At 58.3% G+C, this 18,677-nt stretch carries 16 protein-coding genes; 14 read left to right on the plus strand and 2 right to left on the minus strand.

The window, feature by feature from the left end; genetic code table 11:
• Window positions 1–23: 23 nt before the first annotated feature.
• Window positions 24–917: a transcriptional activator NhaR gene (gene nhaR / locus KFZ77_RS03225; protein ID WP_031518661.1), complete on the plus strand. Its 894-nt coding sequence runs from the start codon at window positions 24–26 to the stop codon at window positions 915–917.
• A 59-nt stretch (window positions 918–976) separates the two neighbouring features.
• Here the strand turns inward: nhaR and rpsT are convergent, their stop codons facing one another.
• The gene (rpsT, locus tag KFZ77_RS03230; protein WP_008461694.1) at window positions 977–1,240 is read right to left on the minus strand and encodes a 30S ribosomal protein S20; all 264 of its coding nucleotides are present in this window, start codon (window positions 1,238–1,240) and stop codon (window positions 977–979) included.
• A 399-nt stretch (window positions 1,241–1,639) separates the two neighbouring features.
• Here rpsT and ribF point away from each other — a divergent pair, with 399 nt between their 5' ends.
• The 13 genes from ribF (at window position 1,640) to folA (ending at window position 17,768) form a co-directional block, all read left to right on the plus strand.
• Window positions 1,640–2,566 (plus strand): bifunctional riboflavin kinase/FAD synthetase, encoded by a 927-nt coding sequence (gene ribF, locus KFZ77_RS03235; RefSeq protein ID WP_031518658.1) that lies wholly within the window; start codon window positions 1,640–1,642, stop codon window positions 2,564–2,566.
• A gap of 51 nt (window positions 2,567–2,617) precedes the next feature.
• Entirely contained in the window at window positions 2,618–5,434 is a 2,817-nt protein-coding gene (ileS, locus tag KFZ77_RS03240) for an isoleucine--tRNA ligase (RefSeq protein ID WP_264385424.1), read from the plus strand.
• On the plus strand, window positions 5,434–5,940 hold the full coding sequence (lspA, locus tag KFZ77_RS03245) for a signal peptidase II (RefSeq protein ID WP_031518654.1): 507 nt from the start codon (window positions 5,434–5,436) through the stop codon (window positions 5,938–5,940). Before ileS ends, lspA begins: the two co-directional genes overlap by 1 nt.
• Window positions 5,941–6,000: 60 nt before the next feature.
• Window positions 6,001–6,471 carry an FKBP-type peptidyl-prolyl cis-trans isomerase gene (gene fkpB / locus KFZ77_RS03250; protein ID WP_031518653.1) on the plus strand — a complete coding sequence of 157 codons (471 nt, stop codon included), beginning with the start codon at window positions 6,001–6,003 and terminating at the stop codon, window positions 6,469–6,471.
• The gene (gene ispH, locus KFZ77_RS03255) at window positions 6,452–7,402 is read left to right on the plus strand and encodes a 4-hydroxy-3-methylbut-2-enyl diphosphate reductase (protein WP_031518651.1); all 951 of its coding nucleotides are present in this window, start codon (window positions 6,452–6,454) and stop codon (window positions 7,400–7,402) included. The genes fkpB and ispH overlap by 20 nt, the downstream gene beginning before the upstream one ends.
• 61 nt (window positions 7,403–7,463) lie before the next feature.
• Window positions 7,464–8,378, plus strand: a complete 915-nt coding sequence (rihC, locus tag KFZ77_RS03260; RefSeq protein WP_264385425.1) for a ribonucleoside hydrolase RihC — start codon at window positions 7,464–7,466, stop codon at window positions 8,376–8,378.
• A 166-nt stretch (window positions 8,379–8,544) separates the two neighbouring features.
• Window positions 8,545–9,366 carry a 4-hydroxy-tetrahydrodipicolinate reductase gene (gene dapB, locus KFZ77_RS03265; protein WP_264385426.1) on the plus strand — a complete coding sequence of 274 codons (822 nt, stop codon included), beginning with the start codon at window positions 8,545–8,547 and terminating at the stop codon, window positions 9,364–9,366.
• A 463-nt stretch (window positions 9,367–9,829) separates the two neighbouring features.
• Window positions 9,830–10,978: a glutamine-hydrolyzing carbamoyl-phosphate synthase small subunit gene (gene carA, locus KFZ77_RS03270; protein WP_264385427.1), complete on the plus strand. Its 1,149-nt coding sequence runs from the start codon at window positions 9,830–9,832 to the stop codon at window positions 10,976–10,978.
• 18 nt (window positions 10,979–10,996) lie between these two features.
• Window positions 10,997–14,221 carry a carbamoyl-phosphate synthase large subunit gene (gene carB, locus KFZ77_RS03275; RefSeq protein WP_264385428.1) on the plus strand — a complete coding sequence of 1,075 codons (3,225 nt, stop codon included), beginning with the start codon at window positions 10,997–10,999 and terminating at the stop codon, window positions 14,219–14,221.
• Window positions 14,222–14,367: 146 nt separating this feature from the next.
• Window positions 14,368–14,601, plus strand: a complete 234-nt coding sequence (locus tag KFZ77_RS03280) for a YgdI/YgdR family lipoprotein (protein WP_024550449.1) — start codon at window positions 14,368–14,370, stop codon at window positions 14,599–14,601.
• Window positions 14,602–14,733: 132 nt separating this feature from the next.
• The gene (gene kefF / locus KFZ77_RS03285; RefSeq protein WP_264385429.1) at window positions 14,734–15,264 is read left to right on the plus strand and encodes a glutathione-regulated potassium-efflux system oxidoreductase KefF; all 531 of its coding nucleotides are present in this window, start codon (window positions 14,734–14,736) and stop codon (window positions 15,262–15,264) included.
• A complete protein-coding gene (gene kefC / locus KFZ77_RS03290) occupies window positions 15,257–17,122 on the plus strand; it encodes a glutathione-regulated potassium-efflux system protein KefC (RefSeq protein ID WP_264385430.1) in 1,866 nt (621 codons plus the stop codon). The genes kefF and kefC overlap by 8 nt, the downstream gene beginning before the upstream one ends.
• Window positions 17,123–17,288: 166 nt before the next feature.
• The gene (gene folA / locus KFZ77_RS03295; RefSeq protein ID WP_031518638.1) at window positions 17,289–17,768 is read left to right on the plus strand and encodes a type 3 dihydrofolate reductase; all 480 of its coding nucleotides are present in this window, start codon (window positions 17,289–17,291) and stop codon (window positions 17,766–17,768) included.
• A 59-nt stretch (window positions 17,769–17,827) separates the two neighbouring features.
• Here folA and apaH read toward each other — a convergent pair whose 3' ends face one another.
• The gene (apaH, locus tag KFZ77_RS03300) at window positions 17,828–18,673 is read right to left on the minus strand and encodes a bis(5'-nucleosyl)-tetraphosphatase (symmetrical) ApaH (protein ID WP_264385431.1); all 846 of its coding nucleotides are present in this window, start codon (window positions 18,671–18,673) and stop codon (window positions 17,828–17,830) included.
• Window positions 18,674–18,677: the final 4 nt, after the last annotated feature.

Below are 18,677 nucleotides of genomic sequence, written 5' to 3' on the forward strand. Positions count from 1 at the left end.
GCATAGTTCAGGGAGAAACCGCTATGCCTCATATTAATTACAATCACTTGTATTACTTCTGGCATGTTTGCAGAGAAGGCTCCGTGGTAGGCGCAGCTGACGCGCTCTACCTGACGCCGCAGACCATTACCGGGCAGATCAAAGCCCTGGAAGAGCGGCTGGAAGGGAAACTGTTCAAGCGCAAGGGAAGGGGGCTTGAACCAAGCGAGCTCGGGCAGCTGGTCTATCGCTACGCTGACCGGATGTTTACGCTAAGCCAGGAGATGCTGGACATCGTGAACTACCGCAAGGAGTCGCATCTGCTGTTTGACGTTGGTGTCGCCGATGCGCTCTCAAAACGCCTGGTGAGCGGCGTGCTGGATGCCGCGGTAGTGGAAGATGAGCAAATTCACCTGCGCTGCTTTGAGTCCACGCACGAGATGCTGCTTGAGCAGCTGAGCCAGCATAAGCTCGACATGATTATCTCTGACTGCCCGATTGATTCGACCCAGCAGGAAGGGCTGTTCTCGGTGAAAATTGGCGAGTGCGGCGTCAGCTTCTGGTGCCAGCAGCCGCTGCCGGAAAAACCGTTCCCCGCCTGTCTGACGGAGCGCCGTCTGCTGGTGCCGGGGCGGCGTTCTATGCTGGGCCGCAAGCTGCAAAACTGGTTTCAGAGTCAGGGGCTGGATGTCGAGATCCTCGGCGAGTTCGATGACGCGGCGCTGATGAAAGCGTTTGGGGCCGCGCACAACGCGATATTCGTGGCACCCACGCTCTACGGACAGGATTTTTACAGCGATAAGAATATCGTGGAGATCGGACGGATAGATAATGTGATGGAGGAGTATCACGCCATCTTTGCCGAAAGGATGATTCAGCACCCGGCGGTGCAGCGTATCTGTAATCGCGACTATTCAGCGCTCTTTACCACCGAGTAGCAGGCATAAAAAAACCCGCATTACGCGGGTTTTCTTCACAAAGCTCAACGAGCCGGCGATTAAGCCAGTTTGTTGATCTGAGCGGTCAGGTTAGCTTTATGACGCGCTGCTTTGTTTTTGTGGATCAGACCTTTAGCTGCCTGACGGTCCACGATCGGTTGCATTTCGTTAAATGCTTTCTGTGCTGCTGCTTTGTCGCCAGTTTCGATCGCTGCGTATACTTTCTTGATGAAAGTACGCATCATAGAGCGACGGCTAGCGTTGTGCTTGCGAGCCTTTTCAGACTGAACGGCGCGCTTCTTAGCTGATTTGATATTAGCCAAGGTCCAACTCCCAAATATGTTCTGTATAGACAATTCAAAGGCCGAGGAATATGCCCTTTTAGCCTTCTTTTGTCAATGGATTTGTGCAAATAAGCGCCGTTACTGTGTCGACGCTCGTTACGTAGTGATGGCGCAGGATTCTAACAGCTTGCACTGCATGAATACAGTCTTTCCGGCACAAAATTACCGCGCTTCCCGCCGCCCTGTCGCAAAGGAGTGACAGCATTGAAAAAATCCGTTGCGCTTTCTGTTTGCAAAGGCTAATCGCGGGTTAACCTTAACCGCTGTACAAGGTATACTCGTCATCTTATGGCTGCAGGAACCCGGCGCGCCGCGCTCCTGTACTCCACACGATGCAGAAATGTGCAATCCGACGATTTTCACTGTTTTGAGCCAGTCATGAAGCTGATACGCGGCATACATAATTTGAGTGCGGCCCACCACGGGTGCGTGCTGACTATTGGTAACTTTGATGGCGTACATCGCGGGCATCAGTCATTGCTGCGTGGGCTCCGTGAAGAAGGGCGCGCGCGTAACCTTCCCGTTATGGTGATGATCTTCGAGCCGCAGCCGCTGGAACTGTTTGCCGCCGATAAAGCCCCGGCGCGTCTCACCCGTCTGCGCGATAAGCTGCGCTATCTGGCGGAGTGCGGCGTCGATTACGTGCTGTGCGTGCGCTTTGACCGTCGCTTCGCGGCGTTTACCGCGCAGAGCTTCGTCAGCGATTTGCTGGTCGAGCGTCTCGGCGTCCGGCTGCTGGCGGTGGGCGACGACTTCCGCTTCGGCGCTGGTCGCCAGGGCGATTTCTTGTTATTACAGAAAGCCGGTGAAGAGTACGGCTTCGACGTGACCAGCACGCAAACCTACTGTGACGACGGCGTGCGCATCAGCAGCACGGCGGTGCGTCAGGCGCTGGCCGACGATAATCTGCAGCAGGCCGAGCGCCTGCTGGGCCATCCGTTCGCCATTTCCGGGCGCGTGGTGCACGGCGATGCGCTGGGCCGCACCATCGGCTTTCCGACCGCCAATCTGCCGCTGCGTCGTCTGGTCTCCCCGGTAAAAGGGGTTTACGCAGTGGAAGTGACCGGTATTACCGACGCGCCACTGCCCGGCGTCGCCAATATCGGCACCCGCCCGACGGTAGCCGGCCTGCGCCAGCAGCTGGAAGTTCACCTGCTGGACGTTGCAATGGACCTGTACGGTCGCCATATAGATGTGATACTGCGTAAAAAAATACGCAACGAGCAGCGCTTTGCCTCGCTGGATGAACTGAAAGCGCAAATCGCGAAAGATGTGGTAACGGCCCGCGATTTTTTTGGGCTATGAACCCGGCGTAAGCCTGACACATTAAAACCGAAATACGGAACTGATAACCTGATGAGTGACTATAAATCTACCCTGAACTTGCCGGAAACAGGGTTCCCGATGCGTGGCGATCTCGCCAAACGCGAACCGGGTATGCTGGCGCGCTGGAACGATGACGACCTGTACGGCATCATCCGTAATGCGAAGAAGGGCAAAAAGACCTTTATTCTGCATGATGGCCCTCCATATGCGAACGGCAGCATTCATATTGGTCACTCGGTTAACAAAATTCTCAAAGACATTATCGTTAAGTCCAAAGGGCTTGCCGGGTATGACTCCCCGTACGTGCCGGGCTGGGACTGTCACGGTCTGCCGATCGAGCTGAAAGTTGAGCAGCTTATCGGTAAGCCGGGCGAGAAGGTGTCCGCCGCCGAGTTCCGCGCTGCATGCCGCAAATACGCCGCCGAGCAGGTTGACGGCCAGCGCGAAGACTTTATCCGTCTTGGCGTGCTGGGCGACTGGTCACGTCCCTACCTGACCATGGATTTCAACACCGAAGCCAACATTATCCGCGCGCTGGGTAAAATCATCGGCAATGGCCATCTGCATAAAGGTGCCAAGCCGGTGCACTGGTGCGTTGACTGCCGTTCCGCGCTGGCGGAAGCAGAAGTTGAGTACTACGACAAAACCTCGCCGTCCATCGACGTAGCCTTTAACGCCGTTGACGCCGACGCGGTTAAAGCCAAATTTGGCGCAGAGAACGTTACCGGCCCGCTCTCACTGGTTATCTGGACCACCACGCCGTGGACCCTGCCGGCGAACCGCGCCATTTCACTCTCGCCGGAGTTTACCTACGCGCTGGTGCAGATCGACGGCCAGGCGCTGATCCTCGCCAGCGATCTGGTTGAGAGCGTGATGAAGCGCGTCGGCGTTTCAGAATACAGCGTGCTCGGCACCGTAAAAGGCGCGGAGCTGGAGCTGATGCGCTTCCAGCATCCGTTCATGGGCTTCGACGTGCCGGCGATCCTCGGCGATCACGTCACGCTGGATGCCGGTACCGGTGCGGTGCATACCGCCGGTGGCCACGGCCCGGACGACTACACCATCAGCCAGAAGTACGGTCTGGAGATCGCCAACCCGGTCGGCCCGGACGGCACCTATCTGCCGGGAACCTACCCGACGCTGGACGGCGTGAACGTCTTTAAAGCCAACGATCAAATTGTTGAGCTGCTGCGTGAAAAAGGCGCGCTGCTGAACGTGGCGAAGCTGGTACACAGCTACCCGTGCTGCTGGCGCCACAAAACACCTATCATCTTCCGCGCCACGCCGCAGTGGTTCGTCAGCATGGACCAGAAAGGCCTGCGTGCGCAGTCGCTGCAGGAGATCAAAGGCGTGCAGTGGATCCCGGACTGGGGCCAGGCGCGTATCGAATCTATGGTGGCGAACCGCCCTGACTGGTGTATCTCCCGTCAGCGCACCTGGGGCGTCCCGATGTCCCTGTTCGTGCACAAAGACACCGAAGAGCTGCACCCGCGCACCCAGGAACTGATGGAAGAAGTGGCGAAGCGTGTAGAAGTCGACGGCATCCAGGCGTGGTGGGATCTCGACCCGCGCGACATCATGGGCGACGACGCTGACCACTATGTCAAAGTCCCGGATACCCTTGATGTCTGGTTCGACTCCGGCTCGACGCACTCCTCTGTCGTTGACGTGCGTCCTGAGTTTGCCGGTCACGCGGCGGATATGTATCTGGAAGGCTCCGATCAGCATCGCGGCTGGTTCATGTCCTCCCTGATGATCTCCACCGCCATGAAAGGCAAAGCGCCGTACCGCCAGGTACTGACCCACGGCTTCACCGTGGACGGTCAGGGCCGGAAAATGTCGAAATCCATCGGCAACACCGTGTCGCCGCAGGATGTGATGAACAAACTGGGCGCGGATATTCTGCGTCTGTGGGTGGCGTCGACTGACTACACCGGCGAGATGGCGGTGTCCGATGAGATCCTGAAACGCGCTGCCGACAGCTATCGTCGCATCCGTAACACTGCGCGTTTCCTGCTGGCGAACCTCAACGGCTTCAATCCGGAAACCGATATGGTGAAACCGGAAGAGATGGTGGTGCTGGATCGCTGGGCGGTAGGCTGCGCTAAAGCCGCGCAGGAAGACATCATCAAGGCCTACGACTCGTACGACTTCCACGAAGTGGTACAGCGCCTGATGCGTTTCTGCTCTGTAGAGATGGGCTCGTTCTACCTCGACATCATCAAAGACCGCCAGTACACCGCAAAAGCGGACAGCGTGGCGCGTCGCAGCTGCCAGACCGCGCTGTGGCACATCAGCGAAGCGCTGGTGCGCTGGATGGCACCGATCATGTCCTTTACCGCGGACGAGATCTGGGGCTACCTGCCGGGCAAACGCGAGCAGTACGTCTTCACCGGCGAATGGTACACCGGCCTGTTCGGGCTGGCGGAAACCGAAGCGATGAACGACGCTTACTGGGAAACGCTGCTGAAAGTGCGTGGCGAAGTGAACAAGGTTATCGAGCAGGCGCGCGCCGACAAGCGCGTGGGCGGCTCGCTGGAAGCGGCGGTGACGCTGTTTGCCGAACCGGAACTCGCTGCGAAGCTGACGGCGCTGGGGGACGAATTACGATTTGTCCTGTTGACCTCGCAGGCGCAGGTTGACGATTATTCAGCGGCAACGGATGACGCGCAGCAGAGCGAGTTGCTCAAAGGGCTGAAAGTCGCGTTGTACAAAGCCGAAGGTGAGAAGTGCCCGCGCTGCTGGCACTACACCACCGATATCGGTCAGGTGGCGGAACACGCAGAAATCTGCGGTCGCTGTGTCAGCAACGTCGCCGGTGACGGCGAAAAACGTAAGTTTGCCTGATGAGTAAACCGATTCTTTCAACCGGGCTGCGCTGGCTTTGGCTGGTGGTAGCCGTGCTGATTATCGATCTGGGCAGTAAAGCGTTAATCCTCCAGCACTTCCAGCTGGGGGAGACGGTTTCCCTGTTCCCGTCGCTCAATCTGCATTACGCCCGCAACTACGGCGCGGCATTTAGCTTTCTTGCGGATAAAGGCGGCTGGCAGCGCTGGTTCTTTGCCGGTATCGCTATCGGTATCTGCGTGGTGCTGACGGTGCTGATGTATCGCGCAAAGGCGAGCCAGAAGCTGAACAACATTGCTTACGCCCTGATCATTGGCGGTGCGCTGGGCAATCTGTTCGATCGTCTGTGGCACGGCTTTGTGGTCGATATGATCGACTTCTACGTCGGCAACTGGCACTTCGCGACCTTTAACCTGGCTGATACCGCCATCTGCATCGGCGCGGCGCTGATCGTGCTGGAAGGGTTTATCCCGACCGCCGATAAAAAGCAGCCTGACCGCGCCTGATATACGCTTCTTATGGCGGGCGAGCGTAAGCGACCCCGCCTTACTCACGAGCTAACCTGCATGTCTAAATCTGTACAAAGTAACAGCGCGGTGCTGGTCCACTTCACGCTGAAGCTTGAAGATGGCTCGACCGCAGAGTCAACCCGCAACAACGGTAAGCCGGCGCTGTTTCGCCTTGGCGATACCTCGCTGTCCGAAGGGCTGGAGCAGCAGCTGCTGGGCCTGCGCGTCGGGGAGAAAAAAGCGTTTTCACTGGAGCCGGACGCGGCGTTTGGCGTAGCCAGCCCGGATTTAATCCAGTACTTTTCCCGCCGTGAGTTTATTGATGCGGGCGAGCCGGATATCGGCGCGATTATGCTGTTTACCGCTATGGACGGCAGCGAAATGCCTGGCGTGATCCGGGAAGTTAACGGCGACTCTATCACCGTAGACTTCAACCATCCGCTGGCCGGGCAGACCATCCATTTTGATATTGAGGTGCTGGATATCGATCCGGCGCTGGAGGAGTCCAATGCAGATCCTGTTGGCTAACCCGCGCGGCTTCTGCGCAGGCGTGGACCGCGCTATCAGCATTGTTGAAAATGCGCTGGCGATTTACGGTGCGCCGATTTACGTGCGTCACGAAGTGGTGCACAACCGCTACGTGGTGGATAGCCTGCGCGAGCGCGGGGCGATCTTCATCGAGCAGATTAGCGAAGTGCCGGATGGCGCCATCCTGATCTTCTCTGCGCACGGCGTATCCCAGGCGGTGCGCAATGAAGCGAAAAGCCGCGATCTGACGGTGTTCGACGCCACCTGCCCGCTGGTAACTAAAGTGCATATGGAAGTGGCGCGCGCCAGCCGCCGCGGCGAGGAGTCGATCCTCATCGGCCACGCAGGCCACCCGGAAGTGGAAGGCACTATGGGCCAGTACAGCAACCCGGAAGGGGGCATGTACCTGGTGGAGTCGCCGGATGATGTCTGGAAGCTTGATGTGAAAAATGAAGGCAAGCTCTCCTTCATGACCCAGACCACGCTCTCGGTGGATGATACCTCTGACGTCATCGACGCCCTGCGCAGCCGATTTCCGCAGATCGTCGGCCCGCGCAAAGACGACATCTGCTATGCCACCACTAACCGCCAGGAAGCGGTGCGCGCCCTGGCCGAGCAGGCTGACGTGGTGCTGGTGGTCGGTTCGAAAAACTCCTCCAACTCCAATCGCCTCGCCGAACTGGCTCAGCGTATGGGGAAAGCCGCATTCCTGATTGATGATGCCTCGGATATTCAGGAAGCCTGGGTGAAAGGCGCCGCCTGCGTCGGCGTTACGGCGGGTGCCTCCGCGCCGGACGTGCTGGTGCAAAACGTGCTGGCTCGCCTGAAGGAGCTTGGCGGCGGCGACGCGCTGCAGCTTGAAGGCCGCGAAGAAAATATCGTCTTTGAAGTGCCAAAAGAGCTGCGCATCGACGCCCGCGAAGTGAGCTAAACGCGGTGCCATAAATGTGCGAAGATGCCAGACTACCGTCTGGCATTTTTTTGGAGCACGTATGGCGCTGCCAATTATTCTGGATACCGATCCCGGTATTGACGATGCAGTCGCGCTCGCCGCGGCGCTGTTTTCACCGCAGCTCGATCTGCGTCTGGTTACCACGGTGGCGGGTAACGTCTCGCTGGAGAAAACCACCCGCAATGCCTTACAGCTGCTGCACTTCTGGCAGTCGGAAGTACCAGTGGCTCAGGGAGCGGCAACTCCGCTGCTGCGTCCGTTGCGCGATGCAGCCAGCGTCCACGGTGAATCGGGGCTCGACGGTTACGACTTTATTGCGCATCAGCGCCAGGTGCTGACCACGCCCGCTTTCCAGGCGATGCGCGACCTGCTGATGACCAGCCCGGAGCCAGTCACGCTGGTAGCCATCGGCCCGTTAACCAATATCGCGCTGCTGCTGACGCACTACCCGGAGTGCGCTTTTAATATTCGCCAGCTGGTGCTGATGGGTGGCTCGGCGGGGCGGGGAAACTTTACGCCCAGCGCGGAATTCAACATGGCCATCGATCCTGACGCCGCAGCATGCGTGTTCCGCAGCGGTCTGGATATCGTGATGTGCGGTCTGGACGTTACTCACAAAGCGGTACTGACCCCAGAGTTTATCTGCACGCTGCCCGCGCTTAACGCCAGTGGCCGTATGCTGCACGCGCTGTTCAGCCACTATCGCGGCGGCAGCATGAGCACCGGGCTGCGCATGCACGATCTCTGCGCCATTGCATATCTGGTAACGCCGGAACTCTTTACCCTGCAGCACTGCTTCGTGGCGGTGGAAACCCAGGGCGAATACACCGCCGGTGCCACGGTGGTCGATCTCGATCACCGCCTCGGTAAGCCTGCCAATGCCAGAGTGGCAATGGACATCAATGTAGAGGGCTTCCGGGAGTGGGTGGCGCAGATGGTGAAAGACTGCCCCTGAACTGGATAGTAACCTTTCTGAAAGTAGGCCTTAAAAGGCTTTTACTGATATTCCTCTGCGTTTGTCATAAATTTCTTATCATCGGTGTTTTCGGCTGGCGGCCTGAGTGCAGGCTGGGTAACCTGAGAACGATTTCTAAGCAATTCATTAATTAAAGAGTATGACTATGCAAGATGGACAGATCCGCGTCGCTATCGCGGGAGCGGGCGGGCGCATGGGGCGTCAGTTGATTCAGGCAGCACTGGCAATGGACGGCGTGGCGCTGGGTGCTGCGCTGGAACGCGAAGGCTCCTCGTTGCTGGGCGCAGACGCTGGTGAGCTGGCGGGAGCCGGGCATACCGGGGTGACGGTGCAAAGCAGCCTTGAGAAGATTAAAGACGATTTTGATGTGTTCATCGATTTCACGCGCCCGGAAGGGACGCTGCACCATCTGGCATTCTGCCGCCAGCATGGCAAAGGCATGGTTATCGGCACGACCGGCTTTGATGATGCCGGCAAGCAGGCGATTCAGGATGCCTCAGTCGACATTCCGGTGGTCTTCGCCGCGAACTTTAGCGTCGGGGTTAACGTCATGCTCAAGCTGCTGGAGAAGGCGGCAAAAGTAATGGGCGAATACACCGATATCGAAATTATCGAAGCGCATCACCGTCATAAAGTGGATGCGCCTTCCGGTACCGCACTGGCGATGGGGGAAGCCATTGCTCAGGCGCTGGATAAAGATCTTAAGAGCTGCGCAGTCTACGCCCGGGAAGGCTATACCGGCGAGCGCGAGCCAGGCACCATCGGGTTCGCTACCGTTCGCGCCGGCGACATTGTCGGGGAACATACCGCTATGTTTGCTGATATCGGCGAGCGCATTGAGATTACCCATAAAGCCTCCAGCCGCATGACATTTGCTAATGGCGCGGTTAGATCGGCTTTGTGGCTGAAAGCGAAGAAAAGTGGGCTTTTTGATATGCGTGACGTGCTGGATCTGAACGCGCTGTAATCCGTATTACCCATCGTGATGTGGTTATTACAATCGTAATCTTTTGATTGTCAGGGCAATATTTTATTGCCCTTTTTTATTTGTAATTTTCGTGGATTACATTTCATTTTTATATTCAACTCCTTAAAAGAGTGAGTTATCTCCCGTTTTTTGTCACAATTATGTAAAATTTTACCAAATGGTCCACTTTTTTAGCGTTTCGTATGCGATGGTGAAATTAATCAGGCTGGCAAGCGTTTACTTTCCCTTTTAGGCTTGTGTTTTTGGGGTTCAGGCGATGATTATCGAAGAAGACCCGTAAAAAGATAATAAAAACCCGCGTTAAATCTGGACATCAATCCGGGTTCTCTCTAGAATGCCGCCGTTTACCCGAAATTCGCAGGGTTGCTTATTTGCATTGATTCATGGTCACCAAATGAATTAGTATGCAAATAAAGTGAGTGAATATTCTCTGGAGGATGTTTTGATTAAGTCAGCGCTATTGGTTCTGGAAGACGGAACCCAGTTTCATGGTCGGGCCATTGGGGCCTCGGGCACGGCGGTTGGGGAAGTCGTTTTCAATACTTCAATGACCGGTTATCAAGAAATCCTCACTGATCCTTCCTACTCCCGCCAGATTGTTACCCTTACTTATCCCCATATCGGAAATGTCGGCACTAATGAGGCCGATGCAGAGTCTTCCCAGGTACACGCGCAAGGCCTCGTTATTCGCGACCTGCCGCTGATTGCCAGCAACTACCGCAACACCGAAGACCTCTCTTCATACCTCAAGCGTCACAACATCGTGGCCATTGCCGATATCGATACCCGCAAGCTGACCCGCTTGCTGCGTGAGAAAGGGGCGCAGAACGGCTGCATCATCGCGGGCGACAACCTGGATGCAGCGCTGGCGCTGGAAAAAGCCAAAGCGTTCCCCGGCCTGAACGGAATGGACCTTGCGAAAGAGGTGTCAACCGCAGAATCCTACAGCTGGACCCAGGGGAGCTGGACGCTGGCAGACGAGCTGCCGGAAGCCAAATCCGGGAGCGAACTTCCTTATCACGTGGTGGCTTACGACTACGGCGTGAAGCGCAACATTCTGCGTATGCTGGTGGATCGCGGCTGTCGCCTGACCGTCGTGCCTGCGCAGACCCCGGCTGAAGACGTGCTGAATCTAAATCCGGACGGCATCTTCCTCTCCAACGGCCCTGGCGACCCGGCACCCTGCGATTACGCTATCGACGCCATTAAGGCGTTTCTGAATACCGACGTGCCGGTGTTCGGCATCTGCCTCGGTCATCAGCTGCTGGCGCTGGCCAGCGGTGCGAACACCGTGAAGATGAAGTTCGGCCATCACGGCGGTAACCACCCGGTTAAAGATATCGACAACGATACCGTGATGATCACCGCCCAGAACCACGGTTTTGCGGTGGATGAAGCAACGATGCCCGCTAACCTGCGCGTTACCCACAAATCGCTGTTCGACGGCACGCTGCAGGGCATTCATCGCACTGATAAGCCAGCCTTCAGCTTCCAGGGGCACCCGGAAGCCAGCCCGGGTCCGCACGATGCCGCACCGCTGTTTGACCACTTTATTGAATTAATCGAGCAGTACCGCAAAGCCGCTAAGTAATCAGGAGAGAAAGAAGCCATGCCAAAACGTACCGACATTAAAAGCATCCTGATCCTTGGCGCAGGCCCGATCGTTATCGGCCAGGCGTGCGAGTTCGACTACTCCGGCGCCCAGGCCTGTAAAGCCCTGCGTGAAGAGGGTTACCGCGTAATTCTGGTGAACTCTAACCCGGCAACCATCATGACCGACCCGGAAATGGCCGATGCCACCTACATCGAGCCAATCCACTGGGAAGTGGTACGCAAAATCATCGAAAAAGAGCGCCCGGACGCGGTGCTGCCGACCATGGGCGGCCAGACGGCGCTGAACTGCGCGCTGGAGCTGGAGCGTCAGGGCGTGCTGGCTGAGTTCGGCGTGACCATGATTGGCGCGACCGCCGATGCGATTGATAAAGCCGAAGACCGTCGCCGCTTTGACGTAGCGATGAAGAAAATCGGTCTCGACACCGCCCGCTCCGGCATCGCGCACACCATGGATGAAGCGCTGGCAGTTGCAGCCGACGTCGGCTATCCGTGCATTATTCGTCCTTCCTTTACGATGGGCGGCACCGGCGGCGGCATCGCTTACAACCGTGAAGAGTTCGAAGAGATTTGTGCTCGCGGTCTGGACCTCTCGCCGACTAAAGAGCTGCTGATTGACGAGTCGCTGATAGGCTGGAAAGAGTACGAGATGGAAGTGGTGCGTGATAAAAACGATAACTGCATCATCGTCTGCTCAATTGAAAACTTCGATGCTATGGGCATCCATACCGGTGACTCCATCACCGTCGCGCCAGCTCAGACGCTGACCGACAAGGAGTACCAGATCATGCGTAACGCCTCAATGGCGGTACTGCGTGAAATCGGCGTGGAAACCGGTGGCTCCAACGTGCAGTTTGCGGTGAACCCGAAAAACGGTCGCCTGATCGTCATCGAGATGAACCCGCGCGTCTCCCGCTCCTCGGCGCTGGCCTCCAAAGCCACCGGCTTCCCGATTGCCAAAGTGGCGGCGAAACTGGCAGTAGGTTATACCCTCGACGAGCTGATGAACGACATCACCGGCGGCCGTACCCCGGCATCGTTCGAGCCGTCAATCGACTACGTCGTCACCAAGATCCCACGCTTCAACTTTGAAAAATTCGCCGGTGCCAACGACCGCCTGACCACCCAGATGAAATCGGTGGGCGAAGTGATGGCTATTGGCCGCACCCAGCAGGAGTCCATGCAGAAAGCGCTGCGTGGCCTCGAAGTAGGCGCGACCGGGTTTGACCCGAAAGTGAGCCTTGATGACCCGGAAGCGCTGACCAAAATTCGCCGCGAGCTGAAAGACGCGGGCGCCGAGCGTATCTGGTACATCGCTGATGCCTTCCGCGCAGGTCTGTCCGTCGACGGCGTCTTTAACCTGACCAACATCGACCGCTGGTTCCTGGTGCAGATTGAAGAACTGGTGCGTCTGGAAGAGAAGGTGGCGGAAGTGGGCATCACCGGCCTGGACGCCGACTTCCTGTGGACCCTGAAACGTAAAGGCTTTGCCGATGCGCGTCTGGCGAAGCTGGCGGGGGTGCGCGAGGCGGAAGTCCGCAAGCTGCGCGACCAGTACAATCTGCATCCGGTTTACAAGCGTGTGGACACCTGCGCCGCCGAGTTCGCTACCGACACCGCTTACATGTACTCCACCTATGAGGAAGAGTGCGAAGCCAATCCGACCGAAGGCCGCGACAAAATTATGGTGCTGGGCGGCGGGCCAAACCGTATCGGCCAGGGGATTGAGTTCGACTACTGCTGCGTACACGCCTCGCTGGCGCTGCGTGAGGATGGTTATGAAACCATCATGGTCAACTGCAACCCGGAAACCGTCTCTACCGACTACGACACCTCTGACCGCCTCTACTTTGAGCCGGTCACCCTGGAGGACGTGCTGGAAATCGTCCGCGTCGAGAAGCCAAAAGGCGTCATCGTTCAGTACGGCGGCCAGACGCCGCTGAAGCTGGCCCGCGACCTCGAAGCCGCCGGCGTGCCGATTATCGGCACCAGCCCGGACGCCATCGACCGTGCGGAAGACCGCGAGCGCTTCCAGCAGGCGGTGGATCGCCTGAAGCTGAAGCAGCCGGCGAACGCCACCGTGACCGCCATCGAACAGGCCGTGGAGAAAGCGACCCAGATTGGTTATCCGCTGGTGGTGCGTCCCTCCTACGTGCTGGGCGGGCGTGCGATGGAAATCGTGTATGACGAAGTGGATCTGCGCCGCTACTTTATGACTGCGGTCAGCGTCTCCAACGATGCGCCGGTACTGCTTGACCGCTTCCTCGACGATGCCGTGGAAGTGGACGTGGATGCCATCTGCGACGGCGAAATGGTGCTGATTGGCGGCATCATGGAGCACATCGAGCAGGCGGGCGTGCACTCGGGCGACTCGGCCTGTTCGCTGCCGGCCTACACCCTGAGCCAGGAGATCCAGGACGTGATGCGCCAGCAGGTGCAGAAACTGGCGCTGGAACTGCAGGTGCGCGGTCTGATGAACGTGCAGTTCGCGGTGAAGGATAACGAAGTCTATCTGATTGAAGTTAACCCGCGTGCAGCGCGTACCGTGCCGTTCGTCTCTAAAGCCACCGGCGTGCCGCTGGCGAAAGTGGCAGCGCGCGTGATGGCAGGCAAATCGCTGGCTGAGCAGGGCGTGACCAAAGAGATTATCCCGCCGTACTACTCGGTGAAAGAAGTGGTGCTGCCGTTCAACAAGTTCCCGGGCGTTGACCCGCTGCTGGGGCCAGAGATGCGCTCTACCGGTGAAGTCATGGGCGTGGGTCGTACCTTCGCAGAAGCCTTCGCCAAAGCGCAGCTCGGCAGCAACTCCACCATGAAAAAATCGGGTCGTGCGCTGCTCTCGGTGCGCGAAGGCGATAAAGAGCGCGTGGTGGATCTGGCCGCGAAGCTGCTCAAACAGGGCTTCGAGCTGGACGCCACCCACGGCACTGCCATCGTGCTGGGTGAAGCGGGTATCAATCCGCGTCTGGTGAACAAGGTGCATGAAGGGCGTCCGCACATTCAGGACCGTATCAAGAATGGCGAGTACACCTACATCATCAATACCACCGCCGGGCGTCAGGCGATTGAGGACTCCAAGCTGATCCGCCGCAGCGCGCTGCAGTATAAAGTGCACTACGACACCACCCTGAACGGCGGCTTTGCTACTGCAATGGCGCTCAACGCCGACGCGACTGAAAAAGTCACCTCGGTGCAGGAGATGCACGCGCAGATTGGTAAATAATCGCCAGCCTGCTGCTAACAAACCCGCTACGGCGGGTTTTTTTGTCGCTTTTCCAGGACTCCTCTGTTTCTGGTTTTCCGTTTCGCTCAGGCGACTATAGTTAAGGTGTTAACGCGATACATACACTGACATGCAGGGAGAAAACCATGCAGAAAAAATATCTGATCGCCCCGATTCTTGCCGCCTCCGCACTGATGTTCGTCAGCGGCTGTTCCTCTAACCAGGCGGTGAAAACCTCTGACGGCGGCACCATCGTGACCGACGGCAAGCCGGAAGTGGACAGCGATACCGGTCTGGTCTCCTACGAAAACGCCGAAACCGGCAAAACCGAGCAGATCAACCAGAACGAAGTGAAGTCCATGAGCGAACTGGACAACTAAGTCTGTCGCCGCAGCAGCGCCCGCTGCTGCGGTTTTATTCATTCCCTTCTTAACGCCGCATAATGCTCTGTTAGCGCCGCGCTTATCTGTCTACACTCGGAGAGTGATAATAATAAGCACTGCAGGCTAACTATGATTTTGATTATTTATGCACATCCCTGGCCCCAGCGATCCCACGCTAACAAGCGCATGATCGAGGATGCAGGGAGTCTCTCTGGCGTGGAAATCCGTTCTTTATACGAGCTTTACCCCGATTTTGATATTGATGTCGCCGCCGAACAGGAGGCGCTCAGCCGCGCCAGTCTGGTCATCTGGCAGCATCCGATGCAGTGGTATAGCGTACCGCCGCTGCTGAAACTGTGGATCGACAAAGTGCTCACCCACGGCTGGGCCTACGGGCACGGCGGTACGGCGCTGCAGGGCAAAAGCCTGCTGTGGGCCGTCACCACCGGCGGCGGTGAGTCTCATTTTGCCCTTGGCGACCATCCCGGTTTTGCCGTGCTCGGCCAGCCTTTACAGGCCACCGCGCTCTACTGTGGGATGAACTGGCTTGAGCCGTTTACCACACACCATGCGTTTACCTGCGACGAGGAAGTGCTGACCGCGCAGGCGCGACACTATAAGCAGCGCCTGCTGGCTTGGCAGGAGGCAAACCATGGATAGCCATAGCCTGATTCAGGCGCTGATCTACCTCGGGTCGGCGGCGCTGGTGGTGCCCATCGCGGTGCGGCTGGGTCTCGGTTCAGTACTGGGTTACCTGATTGCCGGGTGCATTATCGGGCCATGGGGGCTGCGTCTGGTGACGGATGCCAATGCGATCCTGCACTTTGCTGAGATCGGCGTGGTGCTGATGCTGTTCATTATCGGTCTGGAGCTCGACCCGCAGCGGCTATGGAAGCTGCGCGCCTCGGTATTTGGCGGTGGGGCGTTACAGATGGTGCTGTGCGGCCTGCTGCTGGCGGCATTCTGTTACGCGCTCGGCCTGAGCTGGAAAGTGGCGCTGTTGATTGGCCTGACGCTGGCGTTGTCGTCTACCGCCATTGCCATGCAGGCGATGAACGAACGCAATCTGATGGTAACCCCGATGGGACGCAGCGCGTTTTCCGTGCTGCTGTTCCAGGATATCGCGGCGATCCCGCTGGTGGCGATGATCCCACTGCTGGCAACCAGCGGGGCGGCAACCACGCTGGGGGCGTTCAGCCTCTCGGCGCTGAAAGTGGTGGGCGCACTGGCGCTGGTGATCGTGCTGGGGCGCTTCGTCGCCCGCCCGGCGCTGCGTTTCGTGGCGCGCTCTGGCCTGCGAGAAGTGTTCAGCGCCGTGGCGCTGTTCCTGGTATTTGGCTTCGGCCTGCTGCTGGAAGAGGCCGGGCTGTCGATGGCGATGGGCGCGTTCCTCGCCGGGGTACTGCTCGCCAGCTCCGAATACCGTCACGCGCTGGAGAGCGACATCGAGCCGTTCAAAGGGCTGCTGCTCGGGCTGTTCTTTATTGGCGTCGGTATGTCGATCGACTTCGGCACCCTGGTGCATAACCCGCTGCGCATTCTGATCCTGCTGGCCGGTTTCCTGGTGATTAAAACGCTGGTGCTGTGGCTCATCGCCCGTCCGCTGCGCGTGCCTGGTTCCCAGCGGCTACTGTTTGCCGCGCTGCTGGGGCAGGGCAGTGAGTTCGCCTTCGTGGTGTTTGGCGCGGCGCACACCGCCGGCGTACTGGACGACGAATGGTCGAAAGCGCTGACCCTGGCGGTAGCGCTCTCTATGGCCGCGACGCCACTGTTGCTGGTGCTGCTGGCACGGCTTGAGGCGGCGCGACCGCAGCAGGCGCGTGAAGCGGATGAGATCGATGAAGATCAGCCGCGGGTGATCATCGCCGGCTTCGGGCGTTTCGGCCAGATCGCCGGTCGTCTGCTGCTCTCCAGCGGCGTGAAAATGGTGGTTCTCGACCATGATCCTGACCACATCGAAACCCTGCGTAAGTTCGGCATGAAGGTGTTTTATGGCGATGCCACGCGTGTGGACTTGCTGGAGTCCGCCGGAGCGGCCCGCGCTGACGTGCTGATCAACGCCATCGACGATGCCGATGCCAGCCTGCAGCTCACCGAACTGGCGAAAGCGCACTTCCCGGGGCTGAAGATTATCGCTCGCGCCCGCGACGTCGAACATTACATCCGTCTACGTCAGGCTGGCGTGGAAGCCCCGGAGCGTGAAACCTTCGAAAGTGCGCTGAAGGTGGGCCGTATGGCGCTGGAAGGGCTGGGGGTGGGCCGCTACGAAGCGCGCGAGCGGGCCGATCTGTTCCGCCGCTATAATCTGCAAATGGTGGAGGAGATGGCCGACGGCGAAACCGATACCGATGCGCGAGCGGCGACCTTCCAGCGCACCAGCGATATGCTGACGGAAATTATCTCTGAAGACCGGGCGCACCTGTCCGTGGTGCAGCGTCACGGCTGGCAGGGAACCGAAGAAGGGAAGCACACCGGCAATCCTGCCGATGAGCCGAACGCGGTGCCGCCGGGGCGATAATCGCAACCCGTTGTTTTCAGGCAAGGTTCTGCTGTTCGCCGCCATATCGCTTTTCGGCGCGTTCAGCAGAACTGAAAAATTTGTGTAAGCATGCCGGGTCACCCGTCGACGAAAGATTGCGCTTTCCGTATAGTGGCGGCAATTTTTACCATCTGAGATGTATTCAATGATCAGTCTGATTGCGGCGTTAGCGGTAGATCGCGTTATTGGTATGGAAAATGCCATGCCGTGGGATTTACCTGCCGATCTCGCCTGGTTCAAGCGTAACACCCTGAATAAACCTGTGATTATGGGTCGCCTGACCTGGGAATCCATTGGCCGTCCGCTGCCGGGGCGCCAGAACATTATCATCAGCAGTAATCCGGGCAGCGACGATCGCGTCACCTGGGTTCGCTCTGTCGATGAGGCGCTGGCCGCCTGCGAGGGCGCGGAAGAGGTGATGGTGATTGGCGGCGGGCGCGTGTACGAGCAGTTCCTGCCGAAAGCGAACCGCCTCTACCTGACGCATATTGATGCTGAAGTGGAAGGGGATACGCACTTCCCGGATTACGATCCGGATGAGTGGGAATCTACTTTCAGCGAGTTTCACGATGCCGATGAGAAGAACTCCCACAGCTACTGCTTCGAGATCCTCGATCGTCGCTGAGTTTGCTTATCGATGATGCCGAACTAAAACAAAAATCCCCTCAGGCGAGGGGATTTTTTTTATGATGCGACGGCGGTGTCATCCGCGTCGTTTTGCCGGTTCGAGGGCTGCACGAACCAGGCTTTATCTTCCCAGCGCAGGCAGGTGAGATCCCCACCCCAGCAGCAGCCGGTATCCAGCGCGTAGATACCTTCCGGCGCGCCTTTCCCTTCCAGCGAGGCCCAGTGACCGAAGGCGATGCTGTACTCCTGCGCCACCGGACCGGGAATGGCGAACCAGGGCTTGAGCGGTGCCGGCGCGTTTTCCGGCACGTCTTTGCAGTACATATCCAGCTGGCCATTCGGGAAGCAGTAGCGCATGCGGGTAAACGCATTGCTGATAAAGCGCAGCCGCGCTACGCCGCTCAGCTCCTCGCTCCAGTTGTTCGGCATGTCGCCGTACATCGCGTCGAGGAAGAACGGGTAGCTGTCGCTGGAGAGCACCGCTTCGACATCGCGCGCGCACAGGCGGGCGGTCTCCAGATCCCACTGCGGCGTAATGCCCGCGTGGGCCATCACCAGCTTTTTCTCTTCGTCAATCTGCAGCAGCGGTTGACGGCGCAGCCAGTTGATCAGCTCGTCGGCGTCGGGCGCTTCCAGCAGCGGCGTTAAGCGATCTTTTGGCTTATTGCGGCTGATGCCGGCGAATACCGCCAGCAGATGCAGGTCGTGATTGCCCAGCACCACGCGCACCGCATCGCCCAGCGAGCGCACGTAGCGCAGCACCTCCAGCGAATCGGGGCCGCGGGCGACGAGATCGCCGGTCAGCCACAGGGTATCGCGCTCGGGAGAGAAATCGACCTGCGCCAGCAGCGCGATCAGTTCATCGTAGCAACCATGAATGTCGCCGATCAGGTATGTAGACATCGTA

It is taken from the genome of Siccibacter colletis (assembly GCF_025914095.1).
Lineage (GTDB): Bacteria > Pseudomonadota > Gammaproteobacteria > Enterobacterales > Enterobacteriaceae > Siccibacter > Siccibacter colletis.